Consider the following 15,647-nt stretch of genomic DNA (forward strand, 5'->3'; position numbering starts at 1 on the left):
ACGATCCCCTGACCTTTCATGCCGCCGAACAGGCAGCAGGGCCTATTCGATCGCGATCTCCTGGCGCAGTTTTCCTGTTGTTTTGTCAAAGATCAGAATGCGATTGTCATCGGTAACGACGGCATACCAGTTTGACCCGATGGTCAAGGCCTGCGCCCGGGCACCGTCGGGCAGCGCGATCTGATCCGGCAAGGTGGGGGTGCGGTCCGATAGGCGGATGACAATCAGGGCGAATGTCACTAGAACCCCGCCAATCATCACCGCGGTCAACAGCATGACCATCCGCCGCAGCAATCGCAGTTGCGGAGTTTCCTGCGGTTCTTGAGGTTCGGAAGGGACAGTCATGGGCACCCGCCAGATTGAGTTTCACATCGCGGCCGATCCGCCGCCTCGCCTTGATAAGGCGCTTTCCCGGGATGTGCCAGACGGGGAAAACCTGTCGCGCACCCGACTGGCGCGTCTGATCGAAGAAGGGGCGGTTCAGATCGACGGTGCCGAGACACGCGATCCCAAGTCCAAGGTGGCCGAAGGGGCACGGGTCACGATTGCCGTGGCCGAGGCCGAAGACAGCCATATCGGTCCCGAGGACATCCCGCTCGAGATCGTCTTCGAGGATGCGGACGTAATCGTCGTCAACAAACCCGCAGGCATGGTCGTGCACCCTGCGCCGGGATCACCCAGCGGGACATTGGTGAATGCTTTGCTCCACCATTGCGGAGACGATCTGTCGGGCGTCGGCGGGGTGAAACGCCCCGGTATCGTGCATCGCATCGACAAGGAAACCAGTGGTCTTCTGGTGGTCGCTAAGTCAGACGCGGCGCATCACGGTCTGGCCGAGCAGTTCGCGGCGCATAGCGTCGAACGGTATTACCGTGCGGTGTGTTACGGGGTGCCGGATGCCAACGATCCTCGGTTGCGCGGTGTCAAAGGGATCAGCTTTGAACCCGGCAACATCATGCGCGTCACAACGCAACTTGCGCGACACAAGACCGACCGTCAGAAACAGGCGGTTCTGTTCCATGGCGGGCGGCATGCCGTGACACGCGCACGCGTTGTCGAGACATTTGGTGTGCCGGCGGGTGTTGCCCTGATCGAATGCTGGCTTGAAACCGGCCGAACCCATCAGATCCGCGTTCATATGGCCCACGCAGGGCACGGGCTGGTGGGCGACCCGGTTTATGGTGGCAAGCGCAAGCTGTCCGCAAAAGCGTTCTCTGCCGCCGCCGCAGGTTTTGTAGGCGCTTTTCCCCGTCAGGCGCTTCATGCCGCCGTTTTGGGGTTCGAGCACCCTGTCACCGGTGAATCCCTGCGGTTCGAGGCCGATTTGCCGCAAGATATGCAATGCCTTGTCGAACGTCTGCGCACACCGCTGTCATAATAAGCAAACTCCTGTGAAAAAGGGCTTTTTACCTTTTCTTAACGTAAGATTAATTCCAGACTGTTAGCAGCACCTCTTGAATGGGAAGGGTTCCTTACCCATATCCTATGTTAAACATCTAAACATTTGTCGGAGGGACACAATAATGGCAAACTACGCAAATCTTCCCGCACCGACGCCCGAGGGCGGCCTGAATCGCTATATGCAGGAAATCCGCAAGTTTCCTCTGCTAGAGCCGGAAGAAGAATACATGCTGGCCAAACGCTGGGTCGAAGAGCAGGACACCGAAGCCGCGCACAAGATGGTGACGTCTCACCTGCGTCTGGCGGCCAAGATCGCCATGGGCTATCGCGGCTATGGTCTGCCGCAGGCCGAAGTGATTTCCGAGGCCAATGTGGGCCTGATGCAGGCTGTCAAACGGTTTGACCCTGAAAAAGGCTTCCGTCTGGCGACCTATGCAATGTGGTGGATACGTGCCTCGATCCAGGAATACATCCTGCGGTCCTGGTCTCTGGTGAAACTGGGCACGACCTCGGCGCAGAAAAAGCTGTTCTTCAATCTGCGCAAGGCCAAGGCCCGCATCGGTGCACTGGAAGAGGGCGACCTGCGCCCTGAAAATGTCAAGAAGATCGCCACTGATCTGGGCGTGACCGAAGAAGAAGTGATCAGCATGAACCGCCGGATGTCCGGTGGCGATGCGTCCCTGAACGCCACGGTCGGGTCCGAAGGCGAAGGCACCATGCAATGGCAGGACTGGCTTGAGGATGAGGATGCCGATCAGGCCGGTGATTACGAAGCTCGCGATGAACTGGAAGCACGTCGGGAATTGCTGGCGGCGGCTCTGGATGTGCTGAATGATCGGGAAAAGGATATCCTGACCCAGCGTCGTTTGATGGATCAGCCGGTCACGCTCGAGGAGTTGAGCACTCAGTATAACGTAAGCCGAGAGCGCATTCGCCAGATCGAAGTGCGCGCGTTCGAGAAGCTGCAAAAGAAAATGCGGGATCTGGCGCGGGAAAAAGGCATGTTGGGCGTCAGCTAACAGTTGCGCCCTTCTTGCCTCGCAGGAAGATTCTTCGCGTTCAAGCAATGACGGAAAACGCCCTCTGATGATCAGGGGGCGTTTTTTGAGAATGTTTGCAGAAACTGAAGCATAGCCCTGAATCAATGGCTGAAGGTCGAAAGCTGTGTTAGGAAAAGACGTGTTTCGTTTTTGATTTCGCAGCAGAACGAGCGCTGGTGACCCTTCGGGAAGCGTGAAATTTGAAACAAGCCGAGTACGGAGGGCGCAATGCAAAGACCGGTTCAATTTGGTGTATTGGGTGCCGCGAAATTTGCCCGCGAATACATGGCCCCGGCAATACATGCCGCCAATGGGGCGCGCTTGGCCGCGCTGGCAACTTCGGATGCCGCAAAAGCAGAGCCGTTTCAGTCCTTTTGCCCGGATTTGCAAGTATTTGACAGCTATGATGCATTGTTGGCAGACGCCGGAATCGACGCAGTCTACATCCCGTTGCCCAACCATATGCATACGGAATGGAGCCTTAAGGCTTTAAAGGCTGGCAAGCATGTTCTGTGCGAAAAACCCATGACCATGAAGGCGGATGAATTCGACGCATTGATCCAAAAGCGGGACCAATGCGGCCTGCTGGCCGCCGAGGCATACATGATCGTCCATCACCCTCAATGGCAGCTTGCAAGGAAACTGATCGCTGATGGTGCCATCGGCAATTTGGTACATGTGACCGGTGCATTCAGTTTCGACAATCGCTCTGACACTCGGAACATTCGAAACCGTGCGGAAACGGGCGGCGGAGGATTGCGTGACATCGGGGTCTACGTGATCGGCGGAGCACGCTTTGCAACCGGGCAAGAGCCTGTGTCGGTGCAATCCGCGATCCGTTGGCAGGATGATATCGACATCTTTTCCGAAGTACGCGCCCAGTTCCCCGGATTTACCTATTCCAGCTATGTGTCCATACGGATGCATCCCCATCAGGAGATGGTATTTCACGGCGAAAGCGGTTTGATCCGCCTGACGACCCCGTTCAATGCGCGTGTGTTTGGCGAGGCTCGGGTCGAGCTGCACTGGCCGGGGCTTGAAGTTCAGGTTACCCGCTTCCCCGGAGCAGACCATTACAAGTTGCAGGTCGAGGCCTTTTGCCGATCAATCAGGGACGGGGCGGAGTATCCCTGCCCTTTGGAATTCTCACGCGGGACGCAAGAGGTGATTGATCGTGTATTCGAGGGCGCGGTTTCACTGTAACTTGCGTTGCGGCCAACGGCTCAGCTATCCTGAGTGTCACAGTTTCAGGAGATGACCGATGGCCGGAGGTTGGGCACGCGACGGCGCTGTAAGCGAACAGATCGAAGCGTCGATCTCAGATGAACTGGCGCGGATGCAGGCGCAAAAGCGGCCCCAGGGCGAAAGCCTGACCCATTGTGCCGAATGCGAGGAACCTATCCCGGAAAAGCGTCGCGTCGCGTTGCCGGGAGTAAAGCTCTGCCTGGATTGCCAGCAAGAGCGGGACGGCGCGTTCAAGGCGCGCGGCGGCGTCAATCGGCGTGGATCGAAAGACAGTCAGTTGAAGTGATCTTGGTATGGCCGCGATGAGCCCATTGTGTCGGATGCGCCACTGGTTATGAATGTCCGAAGTCGGGAACGCAAATAAGTCATATGAAGAATCTCATACTCTTCTTGTTTTGTTCAGTCGGAGTATTGATAACCCTGCCAATAGTTCTGGTTATGGTTTGGTGGAGTTGGATTCACTTTGTTCAAAGCCCGCGATTTGCTTCTACGTTCTTTGAGGACTTGCTAGATATCGAAGACGTAGTCGAAAGCCGTAGATGGCATTGGGGCAGTCATCCATGGGCTGACAACGTATTTGGTTGTTCCTATGCAATTGCAAGTATTTCAGGGAACGCTGCATCAACCCCACCAGCGAACTGGCACGCCGATTGGGTCGAAACACCAGTTGCCGTCCCTGAAGGTCGCCACGATATCCTTGGCGCATGCACCTATCTTTGGCCAGAAGAGCTCAACGCTCGACTAATCCGAGCGCATGACGAACCAGGTTCATATTATTCCTCCAACTCAGAGACTTTGTTGCTTTATTCACCCAAAGAGAGAATCGCCGCAAGTATACGCTTCGGGGATTAAGCCGCCATTGGAACAAGCATACCAAATGGCGGTAATGTCCCACGTAGCGGCCGCTTGCATTCAACAGCCCCTTGGGCGCGACAGTGCCGAGGAAGGAGGATTTCCACAAGGCAGATGTCGCCACCCTCTGTTACGGGCGTCTCAGCCCTCCATCGCCTCCAGCTCGTCAATGAAGCCCGAGATCATCGACAGGCCCTTGTCCCAGAATTTCGGGTCGCTGGCATCCAGCCCGAACGGGGCCAGCAGTTCTTTGTGGTGCTTTGATCCACCTGCGCGCAGCATTTCGAAATACTTGTCCTCGAAACCGTCGGCGCCGCTTTCATAGACCGAGTATAGCGCGTTAACCAACCCGTCGCCGAAGGCATAGGCGTAAACGTAGAAGGGCGAATGAACAAAGTGCGGGATATAGGCCCAGAAGGTCTCGTACCCGTCCATGAATTCAAACGCCGGGCCAAGACTTTCGGCCTGAACGCTCATCCACAGGGCGTTGATGTCATCCGGGGTCAGCTCCCCTTCGCGCCGGGCGGCGTGCAGTTTGCATTCAAAGTCATAGAAGGCAATCTGGCGGACCACCGTGTTGATCATGTCCTCGACCTTGCCGGCCAGCAGAACCTTGCGCTGTTCGGGCGTTTCGGCCTGGTCCAGCATCTTGCGGAAGGTTAGCATCTCGCCGAAGACGCTGGCGGTTTCGGCCAGCGTCAGCGGCGTCGAGGACAGCATCTCGCCCTGATCGGCAGCCAGCACCTGATGCACGCCGTGGCCCAGCTCGTGCGCAAGCGTCATCACGTCGCGCGGTTTGCCCAGATAGTTGAGCATCACGTAAGGATGCACCTCGGTCACGGTGGGATGCGCGAAGGCGCCCGGAGCCTTGCCGGGCTTCACCGCCGCGTCGATCCAGCCTTTAGAGAAGAACGGCGCCGCGATGTCGGCCATGCGGGGATCGAAGGCGGCGTAGGCTTCCATCACGGTTTTCTCGGCGTCCTCCCACGACACGGTGCGGGTGTCTTCCATCGGCAGCGGCGCGTTGCGGTCCCAGACCTGCATCACATCCAGCCCCAGCCACTTGCGCTTGAGCTCATAGTACCGATGACTGAGTTTGGGATAGGCGGCCACGACCGCCTCGCGCAGGGCTTCGACCACTTCGGGTTCGACATCGTTCGACAAGTGACGCCCTGTTTGCGCGGTCGGCATCTTGCGCCAGCGATCGACGATTTCTTTCTCTTTGGCCTGCGTGTTGTGGACACGGGCAAATGTTTTGATGTTCTCCTGAAACACGCGGGCCAGTTCGCGCGCCGCGGCCTCGCGCTTGGAGCGGTCCTGTTCGGTCAGCAGGTTCAGGGTGCCCTCGATGTTCAGCTCGTCGCCGTCCACCGTAAAGGTCAGCCCGGCGATGGTTTCGTCGAAAAGACGCTCCCACGCGTCGCCGACAACGCCCAGATCGTGCAGGAATTTTTCCAGCTCGTCAGACAGCTGATAGGGCTTCATCGCGCGGATGCGCCGGAACACGGGCTGGTATCGGGCAAGATCTGGGTTGGCAGCAAAATGCGCCCCAAGCACATCATCTTCGATCCGGTTGATCTCGAGCGTGAAAAACACCAGAGGCGTCGTGAACACGGTGATCTTTTCCTGCATGTCCGACAGGAACTTGGCCCGCTCTGCGTCGGTGGTCAGCTGGTAATAGCGCAGACCGGCAAAGGACATGATACGGCCTGCGACGGCGTTGATCTTTTCATTGCGCTGAACGCAGGCCAAAAGGGCCGCGGCGTCCAGCTCTGCCAGCTTGCCTTCATAGTCGGCAGCAAAGGCGGCACATTCGCCTTCCAGCCAGTCTAGGTCGCGCGCCAGTTCGGGCGCCTCTTCAGAGGCGTAGAGATCCGTCAGATCCCATTCGGGAAGATTGCCCAGATTGTCGGCACCGCCCATTGCGTTTGCGTCACGGACGGGAAAGGGAAGGTCGCGCATGGATCACCTTTTGTAGACTGCTTTTGCAAACATCTAGGGTTGGCGCGCGCGGATCACAAGCGGCCAATCCCAAGGTGAAAAGGTTTACGTGGAAACCAGCTTGGACGCCCCGTTTGATTGGTTGGCCCGGAAATGACTGGCAAGCTGGTCCAGAACCGGGCCCCGAACGTCCGGTGCTTCCATCAGCACTTCATGTTCACCGTTCGGGATTTCGATCAATGTACCATTCGGCCAATTGGCCATGCGCGCCCGTATGGCCTTGCGATCGACGATTTGTTCGTGGCTGCCCAGAAAAGTCAGACAGGGTGTTTTTGGGGCGGGCTGTTCCATCAACCATTCGCATTCGTCCAGCGACTCGCGCAGCCAGCGGTTGGAAGGGGCACCAAGAGCCAGTTCGGGATGCGCATTCAGCTGATTTTGCATCATCCGGTACATGTCCGGGTCGCGGGTCAGCATATTCCCGTCGAAAGGTTGCGACAGGACATAGCTTTCAAGCGTCGTGGTCGGGGGGGTGCGTTCGCCAAGGCCAAGCGCGGTGCCCCAATACGCTGTAACGCGGCTCAGAGGTTTCATGACCGGAGTGAAGAAAATTCCCCACATCGGGCCGGTGAACGCGCACGCGGCAAAACACCCTTTTTCGATGACGGCACGCAACCCGATGGCACCGCCCATCGAATGCCCGACGACGTACCACGGCTTGGGCAAATCCAGAGCGTTGGCAAGGTCCAGGGTTGACTGAACATCATATTGGTAATCTGTGAAATGATCGACATGGCCGATGCGTGGGTTGTCCAGCAACCGATCCGCAAGACCCTGACCGCGCCAGTCCACGGCCAGCATCGCAAAGCCGCGCTTCGCGAATTCACCGGCGGTACTGCCATATTTTTCGATATATTCGGTGCGTCCGGGGAACATCATGACGGTGCCATGTGCGCCATCATCCGGATGCCAGTGACCCACGCGAATGCGTTTTTGGTCAGACGTCGTCAACCAATGGGCCTTTCCACCGGCAGGTCCGCCGGCCACGTCTTCAAAAAAGGGGGCCGGCGACAACTCCATCAGGCCAGCACCGAGGCAAGCTTCATGGCAACACCCATGTCGCCGTCAATGCTCAGCTTTCCGGACATGAACGCGCCGGTCGGATTCAGCTCACCGCTGAGGATCTGTTCGAATGTCTCTGCATCAGCGCTCATGGTGACACTGGCCTCTTCATCGCTGACCCGCGCACCGTTTTCGTCCAGAACGATCGAACCCAGATCGGTGATGGCGAACTTGGCCGTGTCATCAAACGCGCCGCCATCCAGTTTTTCGTTCAGTGCGGCAGCCGCCTTTTCAAGAGTCTCGCTCATGCTTTTCCTCATATTGTTAGTGCGCCGTGAATGGACATCCCCGGTCGCAACGCTACACTGACTATTGTTATGAGCATTGCAATTCACAATCTCAAAGGTACCGTTGCGGCACTTTTTGTCCTAGTCACGTTTTCCACCAATTGTTTCGCGCAGCAGGCGGATTCACGGGACGAGGATGAGTTGCTGCAAAAACTGGCGCAGTCGACCCCGGAACAGGCAATTGCACTGGATCGGCAGTTGCAGGCGCTGTGGTCGCAATCGGGGTCTGCGTCGGCTGATCTGCTGCTGGAGCGGGGACGCGAGGCCTTGGATGAGGGCGACGTCGACGCTGCTCTGGATCACCTGACCGCGCTGACGGATCACGCGCCTGATTTCGCCGAAGGCTGGCATCTGCGCGCATCTGCCTTTTTCGGGGTCGAGCGATTTGGTATGGCGGCCGCCGATCTGGAACATGTGCTGACGCTGAATCCAAATCACTATGAGGCGATTTACGGTCTGGGTCTGATCTTTGAAGTTATCGGGGAACCTCGGAAAGCCTACGAGGCTTATTCTCGGGCGTTGTCTATACATCCTCATCACGAAGAAGTAACCAATGCCGTGAATCGGCTGAAGCCTCAGGTTGAAGGCAAGGCGCTGTAAGGCTCGGGGCAGGGGGCGAATGTGAGCGGGTCATCCCGAATCGTGGCCGTACTTGGCCCGACCAACACTGGTAAAACCCATTACGCTATCGAACGCATGCTGGGCCATCGGACCGGCGTGATCGGTCTGCCGCTGCGCCTCCTGGCGCGCGAGGTCTATGACAAGATCGTTGCGATCCGTGGGCCGTCGGTGGTGGCGCTGGTCACGGGTGAAGAACGGATCGTACCGCCCCGCGCCCAGTATTGGGTGTGCACGGTTGAGGCGATGCCGGAAGGCATGGGCGCTGATTTTGTTGCCATCGATGAGATCCAGCTCTGTGCCGATCCGGAACGGGGTCACGTCTTCACCGACCGTCTGCTTAGGTCTCGCGGCACGAACGAGACATTGTTCCTGGGCTCGGACACAATGCGTGGCCCGATTTCGGCGCTGGTCCCCCAGGCGCAGTTCGTGCGGCGAGAGCGGATGTCACAGCTGGTTTACTCGGGCTCCAGAAAGATCAGCCGGATGCCTGCGCGCAGCGCCATCGCGGGGTTCTCGGTTGAAAACGTCTATGCCATCGCCGAATTGCTGCGCCGCCAGAAAGGTGGTGCCGCGGTGGTCATGGGGGCGCTCAGCCCGCGGACCCGGAATGCACAGGTGGACCTGTATCAAAACGGCGAGGTTGATTACCTGGTTGCCACGGACGCTATCGGGATGGGGTTGAACCTGGATGTGAACCACGTTGCGTTTTCATCCCTGTCCAAATTCGATGGGCGCAGGATGCGTCCGCTTGCGCCGAATGAGCTGGCGCAGATCGCAGGCCGGGCAGGTCGCGGGATGTCGGATGGCACCTTCGGCGTAACCGGAGAGGCCCCGCCGCTGGACGAGGGCGTGGCGCAGGCGATCATGGACAGCCGGTTTACGCCGATGAAAAAGCTGAACTGGCGGAATGCCGCCCTTCGGTTCGGCTCGATCGATGCGCTGATCGACTCGCTTGAGGTCAGCCCGGATGATGAACACCTGATCAAGGCCCGCCCTGCTGATGACCTGAACGCTTTGAAATCGTTGTCGCAAGTGACCGAGGTTGTCGCCCGGGCAAGCGACGGCCCGTCCATCCGGTTGTTGTGGGATGTGTGCAGAATCCCTGATTTTCGCGGTATCAGCCATGCGGAACACGCCAGCTTGCTGGAGGTGATCTATGGCCATCTGCATGAACGGGGATCTATTCCCGACGAGTTCATGGCGCGGCAGATCAGACGGATCGATCAGACCCACGGCGATATCGACGCTTTATCTAAAAGATTGGCATATATTCGCACGTGGACATATGTTGCGCAGCGGAAAGGGTGGGTTCGTGACGAATCACATTGGCGTGACGAAACCCGCACTGTAGAAGACAGACTGTCCGACGCTCTGCATGAGCGTCTCACGCAAAGATTTGTGGATCGGCGCACATCGGTTTTGTTGCGCCGGCTCAAACAGAAGGAGGCCCTTTTGGCCGAAGTAAATGACAAGGGTGAAGTGACCGTCGAAGGCGAATTCGTCGGTCGTCTGGAAGGGTTCCGGTTCATCCCGGACAAAAGCGCGCAGGGAACCGAGGCGAAAGCTCTGAAATCGGCGTCTCTGCAAGCACTCGCGCCGCAATTCCATCTGCGCGCCGATCGCTTCTACAACGCGCCCGATACTGAAATTGATTTCACTGATCAGGGTGGCCTGATGTGGGGTGAATACGCCGTTGGCAAGCTGGTTGCCGGGGCGGAACCTCTCAAACCTATGGTCGAAGTGTTCGTTGACGAAGCGGCGGGGCCGGATGTCGAGCAGAAAGTGCAGCGCCGTTTGCAGCACTTCATTGACCGCAAGGTGGCCGCTCTGTTCGAGCCGCTGCTGAACCTGTCCCGTGATGAGGAACTCAGCGGCCTTGCCAAAGGCTTTGCTTTCCGCATGGTCGAAGCGCTGGGTATCCTGCCCCGCGCCCAGGTCGCACAAGAGGTCAAGGATCTTGATCAGGACGCCCGCGGTGCCTTGCGCAAGCATGGTATCCGGTTCGGCCAGTTCACCATTTTCATGCCGCTGCTGTTGAAACCGGCCCCCACGCGTCTGCGTCTCGTGCTTTGGGCGCTGTCCAGCGGGTTGCAGGAATTCCCCGAAGCGCCACCTCCGGGCCTGGTGACCGTGCCGGTCGCCAAGGATGCACCGCAGGGCTATGACACCATGTGTGGCTACCGCGATGCAGGCGAGCGTTCGATCCGTATCGACATGTTGGAACGTTTGGCGGACATGCTGCGCGCTGAAGACAGCCGCGGGGGATTCGAAGCCAAACCCGATATGCTGTCGATCACCGGTATGACCCTGGATCAGTTCGCAGACCTGATGCAGGGGCTGGGATACAAGGCGGAACGCGGCGAGCGGCCGAAAGTCAAACCTGCACCGGTCGAACAGCCGGCGGCAGCTGAAGCGGACAAACCGACCGCCGAAGAAGCCCCGGCAAGTGAAGTCGCGGCAGAAGAGGTCGCCGCACCCGCCGAGGCGGCAGCCGAGGCCACCGACGGCACCGAGGCGGCAGCCGAGGCTGGCGCGGACAGCATTCCCGCAGAACCAGTGTCAGACGAACCCGAGGTTGAAGTGTTCTACACCTTCACCTGGGCCCGTCAGCGACAGCCCAACCGAGGCCCGCGCCGCGAGCAGGGGCAGGGCAAGGGCAAACCGCGCGGCAAACCGCAGGATGGCCGTGGCAAACCGCACGGCAAGAAGGGCGGCAAGCCTCAGGGCGCCAAGATCTTCTCGTCGCGGCCGCCGAAAAAGGAAAAGGCGATTGATCCTGACAACCCGTTTGCAGCCGCGCTGATGGGTTTGAAGGACGGCAACTGATCCGAAATGGCCGAGGCCAAGCTGCGGATTGACAAATGGTTGTGGCAGGCGCGGTTCTTCAAGACCCGCAGCCTGGCCGCCAAACAGGTCAGCGGCGGCCATGTCAGGTTGAACGGAAACCGGGTGCAAAAACCGGCGCAGGCCGTGGCCCCGGGCGACGTTCTGACCTTTCCTCAGGGCCGTATCGTCCGCGTTGTGCGCATCGAAAAAATCGGGGATCGCCGTGGTCCGGCCCCCGAAGCGCAAACGCTGTATTTCGATATGACCGAAAAACAGGACGTTCCGCCCAAAAATCCGGGGTTTGAGGGAAAAGGTCGCCCGACAAAGAAAGATCGCCGTTCACTTGATCTTTCTCGCACCGAAGATCGCTGATCATATCTTGAAGAGTAGGCCAGACTGAATTAGCTAAACGCTCAAACCGCAAACGGGAATCCGATCATGACCTATGTTGTCACCGAAAACTGTATCGCCTGCAAATATACCGACTGTGTCGAAGTATGTCCGGTGGACTGTTTCTATGAAGGTGAGAACACGTTGGTCATCCATCCCGACGAATGCATCGACTGCGGTGTTTGCGAACCGGAATGCCCGGCCGACGCGATCCGCCCCGATACTGAACCGGGCATGGATCAATGGGTCGAATTCAATCGCAAGTACTCGGAAATGTGGCCCGTGATCGTCACCAAGAAAGATCCGCTTCCTGATGCGGAAGAACGCGACGGTGAAGAAGGCAAGATGGAGAAGTATTTCTCGGAAGCACCGGGCGAGGGTGGTTGAACGATTCGCGCTCAAACCCCTGTTTGATGCGCAAAGAACGCGGCACAACCTGTTGAAAACAGGTTGAATATGAAAATTTACCGTGGGGTAAACTTTCGGGTGTCGTATTTTTGTGATATAGTTGGTTCTTGTATGATGACCGAGATTGGGATGCGCTCCACAAGTATGCTCGCTTTGGAGATTTGAATTTGTGACAATATCGCCGCCTGTCGGGGCTGAAAAAGTCCCCGCATGTGGTGTTTTTGTTGTCTGTGTCCCGTCCGCAAGCAAGGAAAAAACTGAATGACAAAGTCGAAAAAGCTCGAGTTCCGCCCGAACGACTATGTTGTCTACCCCGCCCACGGCGTAGGCCAGATCATCTCGATCGAAGAACAGGAAGTCGCGGGATTCTCTCTGGAGCTGTTCGTCATCTCATTTGAGAAAGACAAGATGACACTGCGCGTGCCGACCAACAAGGTTACCGAATCCGGTCTGCGGTCGCTCAGCTCGCCCGACGTGATCAGTCAGGCGATGAAAACGCTGAAGGGAAAGGCAAAGGTCAAACGCGCCATGTGGTCGCGCCGTGCTCAGGAATACGAACAGAAAATCAACTCGGGCGATCTGATCTCGATTGCGGAAGTGGTCCGCGATCTGCATCGCACGGACGACCAGCGCGAGCAGAGCTATTCCGAGCGTCAGCTGTACGAAGCTGCCCTGGAACGTCTGACCCGCGAGGTCGCGGCGGTTTCCGGCACCGGCGAAGTATCCGCTGCCAAACAGGTGGACGAAGTTCTGACCTCTCGCGCTGCCTGACAGCGAGTTCAATATGACAACAGGCCGCTCCACCATCGGGGCGGCCTTTTTCGTGGCTTGGTGAATTCCGCAAGTACCGCTAATTTCACTGTATATGCAGCAAGCTACAGGGCGGACATGAAGCAGACAGTTAGATATCTGTATATCGGACATGACCCGATTTCGGTCTGGTTTCGGTACGCTCTGATCCTGTTCGATGTTGCGACAATCATTTTCTTTGTCGCAACGGCTCACGTCCCTCATGGTCCCGGCTTGGTCCTTGCAAGCCAGTTGATCGGTTTTTTGATTTTCTTGGACTTCTCTGCGCGGCTTTGGATTTCAAAGGATCGTTGGAAGTTGCTGCGCCAGATTTATACGCTGGCGGATATTGTCGTCATCGTCTCGCTGGTTCTGGATCCGTTCCTGACGGGCAACCTGGCTTTCCTGAGGATTCTGCGGGCCTTGCGCCTGATCCACTCATACCATCTGCTCAGGGACTTGCGACGCGACAGCAGCTTTTTTCGCACCCATGAAGACGCGGTGATTGCGGCAATCAATCTGATGGTATTTGTCTTTGCCACCTCTACGGCGGTTTTGGTGTTCTTCATTCCGGAAGACGCCCAGACGCCTTACATAGACGCGCTGTATTTCACCATGGCCACCCTGACCACAACCGGGTTCGGTGACATCACGCTGAGCACCCCTTGGGGCAAGCTGTTCTCGGTCTTCATCATGGTCGTGGGCGTCGCGTTGTTTGTCCGTTTGGCGCAGGCGATATTCATGCCGCAGAAGGTACGTCACAAATGCCCAAGCTGCGGGTTGTATCGGCATGATCCGGATGCCGTGCATTGCAAGCATTGCGGTGGAACACTGCGGATCGAAACAGGCGGCGCGTCCTAAATCTGCGCGCTGATGGCAAGCAGAAACGCGATCTCGGCCAGTTGTTGCGATGCCCCAAGTATGTCCCCGGTCTGGCCGCCGATCTTCTTGCGCGCTGTCAGCGCCAAGATGGCAGCAACCGAGGCGGCAGAGAAGATGGCGGTGATCGCCGCACCCCCGCACAGGAAAACGGCGATTGGAGCGGCCAGGCCCAAGGACATGCTGACCGAAATCGCGCCGGGGGTTCCCACCGAATGGCTCAGCCCCGATTTTCTGGCGTTTGGCAGGGATGCCATCAAAACCGGCATCAAGGCGCGTGAGAACATGCAGGCTGCCAGAATCGCCCAAATCGACCCGGTTGCCAAAATCGCGGCAACTGCCGAAACCCGAGCAAGCTGAGAAAAAACCAAAGCGAGAACACCATAGGTTCCGATCTGGCTGTCTTTCATGATTTCAAGTCGACGTTCAGCGGTGAACCCGCCCCAGAGGCCGTCGAACGTATCGGCCAGACCGTCCTCGTGCATCGCGCCCGTCGTCATGATCAACATTGCAACCAACAGGGTCGCGGCAACAAAAGGGGGCAGATGAAAGACCATTGCCAACCATCCAGCCAGACAGGCAATCGCTCCGACGGCCAGCCCGGCGACGGGGAAGGCCCATGCCGCCTGTGCCTGCCGTTTGAATACAGGTTCCGGCAATCGGGGCAGGGGCAGGCGGGTCAACAGCACCAGAGCCAGCGGAATATCCCACAGGGAAAAGGGATTGGTGTCGTTTTTATGCACGCCCGTGCCTTTCGGGGTCTTGTTGGATTCGATGCTTCGGTTAAACACACAGGACCACTCTGATGCAATGAGGCTTTCATGTTGCCTGAACTGAATGATTTGAACGCGTTCCGTGCTGCGCTTGCAGCGGCTCCGGGGCCGGATGCCACCGCGGCGCAGGGCGCGGCAGAGCGAAACGGACAACTGACGAAACCCCCGGGCGCGCTGGGGCGACTTGAAGATTTGGCAATCTGGTACGCAGGATGGCGAGGAGATGCCCGGCCACAGATCGCGGCGCCACAGGTCATCGTCTTTGCCGGAAATCACGGCGTCACTGCACAGGGGGTCTCGGCTTTTCCGTCGGAAGTGACCGTGCAAATGGTGATGAACTTCGAACATGGCGGTGCGGCGATCAACCAACTGGCCCGGGCGGCGGGTGCGGCGATGGATGTACACGCACTGGATCTGGACAACCCGACCGCAGATTTCACCCAGGCACCGGCCATGACGGAAGCCGAACTGCTGGATGCGCTGCGCACCGGCTGGCAGGCCGTGGACCCGCAGGCAGATCTTTTGGTCGTGGGCGAGATGGGCATTGGCAACACGACCCCGGCAGCCGCCATTGCCTGCGCGCTGTTCGGCGGTGACGCGGCCGATTGGACAGGTCGCGGGACAGGCGTCGATGATGCAGGGCTGACCAACAAGACCCGCGTTGTGGCCGAAGGTGTAGCGTTGCACAAGTCAGAGGACGGCCTTGAAATCCTGCGCTGCCTCGGAGGTCGTGAGATCGCGGCGATGGCAGGGGCGATTGCCGCCGCGCGGATATTGCGCATTCCTGTGATCCTTGACGGTTTTATCTGTACCGCCGCCGCTGCCTGCCTGTGGAGGCTGTCGGACACCGCGCTGGATCACGCCGTGGCCGGCCACCAAAGCGCCGAGGCCGCACACGGTGCCGTATTGGCGAAGCTGGGCAAGGAACCGCTGCTGAGTCTTGGTCTTCGGCTGGGCGAAGGGTCGGGCGGGGCACTGGCGATCAATATTCTCAAAAGCGCCGTGGCCTGCCATTCCGGTATGGCAACCTTTGCCGAGGCAGGGGTTTCTGACGGTTGATTCATTGCCTGACC

16 protein-coding genes are annotated in these 15,647 nt (G+C 58.3%); 11 read left to right on the top strand and 5 right to left on the bottom strand.

The window, feature by feature from the left end; genetic code table 11:
* Nucleotides 1-42: 42 nt before the first annotated feature.
* On the bottom strand, nt 43-345 hold the full coding sequence (locus GS620_RS01325) for a DUF6476 family protein (RefSeq protein ID WP_171613698.1): 303 nt from the start codon (nt 343-345) through the stop codon (nt 43-45).
* On the opposite strand from GS620_RS01325, the gene GS620_RS01330 reads away from it, so the two are divergent.
* The 4 genes from GS620_RS01330 to GS620_RS01345 all read left to right on the top strand — a co-directional run bounded on the left by GS620_RS01330 (nt 344) and on the right by GS620_RS01345 (nt 3,972).
* Nucleotides 344-1,378, top strand: coding sequence for an RluA family pseudouridine synthase (locus GS620_RS01330; protein ID WP_171613700.1), 1,035 nt, complete (start codon nt 344-346; stop codon nt 1,376-1,378). The two genes, GS620_RS01325 and GS620_RS01330, sit on opposite strands and share 2 nt — an antisense overlap.
* 145 nt (nt 1,379-1,523) lie before the next feature.
* A complete protein-coding gene (rpoH, locus tag GS620_RS01335; RefSeq protein ID WP_171116444.1) occupies nt 1,524-2,420 on the top strand; it encodes an RNA polymerase sigma factor RpoH in 897 nt (298 codons plus the stop codon).
* A 249-nt stretch (nt 2,421-2,669) separates the two neighbouring features.
* Nucleotides 2,670-3,644 carry a Gfo/Idh/MocA family protein gene (locus GS620_RS01340; RefSeq protein WP_171613702.1) on the top strand — a complete coding sequence of 325 codons (975 nt, stop codon included), beginning with the start codon at nt 2,670-2,672 and terminating at the stop codon, nt 3,642-3,644.
* 58 nt (nt 3,645-3,702) lie between these two features.
* Nucleotides 3,703-3,972: a DksA/TraR family C4-type zinc finger protein gene (locus GS620_RS01345; RefSeq protein ID WP_170346639.1), complete on the top strand. Its 270-nt coding sequence runs from the start codon at nt 3,703-3,705 to the stop codon at nt 3,970-3,972.
* Between the two features lie 707 nt (nt 3,973-4,679).
* On the opposite strand, the gene GS620_RS01350 is transcribed toward GS620_RS01345, so the two are convergent.
* The 3 genes from GS620_RS01350 to GS620_RS01360 form a co-directional block, all read right to left on the bottom strand.
* Entirely contained in the window at nt 4,680-6,500 is a 1,821-nt protein-coding gene (locus GS620_RS01350; RefSeq protein ID WP_171613704.1) for a M3 family oligoendopeptidase, read from the bottom strand.
* An 84-nt stretch (nt 6,501-6,584) separates the two neighbouring features.
* A complete protein-coding gene (locus tag GS620_RS01355) occupies nt 6,585-7,559 on the bottom strand; it encodes an alpha/beta fold hydrolase (protein WP_171613706.1) in 975 nt (324 codons plus the stop codon).
* Nucleotides 7,559-7,849 carry an SCP2 sterol-binding domain-containing protein gene (locus GS620_RS01360; RefSeq protein ID WP_152457676.1) on the bottom strand — a complete coding sequence of 97 codons (291 nt, stop codon included), beginning with the start codon at nt 7,847-7,849 and terminating at the stop codon, nt 7,559-7,561. Before GS620_RS01360 ends, GS620_RS01355 begins: the two co-directional genes overlap by 1 nt.
* A gap of 30 nt (nt 7,850-7,879) precedes the next feature.
* Between GS620_RS01360 and GS620_RS01365 the strand changes: the two genes are divergently transcribed.
* From GS620_RS01365 to GS620_RS01390, 6 genes are all read left to right on the top strand, one after another.
* Entirely contained in the window at nt 7,880-8,488 is a 609-nt protein-coding gene (locus GS620_RS01365) for a tetratricopeptide repeat protein (protein ID WP_171204570.1), read from the top strand.
* 21 nt (nt 8,489-8,509) lie between these two features.
* Nucleotides 8,510-11,335: a helicase-related protein gene (locus tag GS620_RS01370; protein WP_171613708.1), complete on the top strand. Its 2,826-nt coding sequence runs from the start codon at nt 8,510-8,512 to the stop codon at nt 11,333-11,335.
* Between the two features lie 6 nt (nt 11,336-11,341).
* Nucleotides 11,342-11,707: an RNA-binding S4 domain-containing protein gene (locus GS620_RS01375; RefSeq protein ID WP_171168579.1), complete on the top strand. Its 366-nt coding sequence runs from the start codon at nt 11,342-11,344 to the stop codon at nt 11,705-11,707.
* 66 nt (nt 11,708-11,773) lie between these two features.
* Nucleotides 11,774-12,112: a ferredoxin FdxA gene (fdxA, locus tag GS620_RS01380; RefSeq protein ID WP_152457680.1), complete on the top strand. Its 339-nt coding sequence runs from the start codon at nt 11,774-11,776 to the stop codon at nt 12,110-12,112.
* A 282-nt stretch (nt 12,113-12,394) separates the two neighbouring features.
* Entirely contained in the window at nt 12,395-12,904 is a 510-nt protein-coding gene (locus GS620_RS01385) for a CarD family transcriptional regulator (protein ID WP_171116428.1), read from the top strand.
* A 117-nt stretch (nt 12,905-13,021) separates the two neighbouring features.
* Entirely contained in the window at nt 13,022-13,783 is a 762-nt protein-coding gene (locus GS620_RS01390; protein WP_171613710.1) for an ion channel, read from the top strand.
* Here the strand turns inward: GS620_RS01390 and cobS are convergent.
* Nucleotides 13,780-14,544 carry an adenosylcobinamide-GDP ribazoletransferase gene (gene cobS, locus GS620_RS01395; protein ID WP_171613712.1) on the bottom strand — a complete coding sequence of 255 codons (765 nt, stop codon included), beginning with the start codon at nt 14,542-14,544 and terminating at the stop codon, nt 13,780-13,782. The genes GS620_RS01390 and cobS overlap by 4 nt on opposite strands.
* A 78-nt stretch (nt 14,545-14,622) precedes the next feature.
* Here cobS and cobT point away from each other — a divergent pair, with 78 nt between their 5' ends.
* Nucleotides 14,623-15,633 (top strand): nicotinate-nucleotide--dimethylbenzimidazole phosphoribosyltransferase, encoded by a 1,011-nt coding sequence (gene cobT, locus GS620_RS01400; RefSeq protein ID WP_171613714.1) that lies wholly within the window; start codon nt 14,623-14,625, stop codon nt 15,631-15,633.
* Nucleotides 15,634-15,647: the final 14 nt, after the last annotated feature.

Source organism: Ruegeria sp. HKCCD6428 (genome assembly GCF_013110595.1).
In the GTDB taxonomy this organism is placed as follows: Bacteria; Pseudomonadota; Alphaproteobacteria; order Rhodobacterales; family Rhodobacteraceae; genus Ruegeria.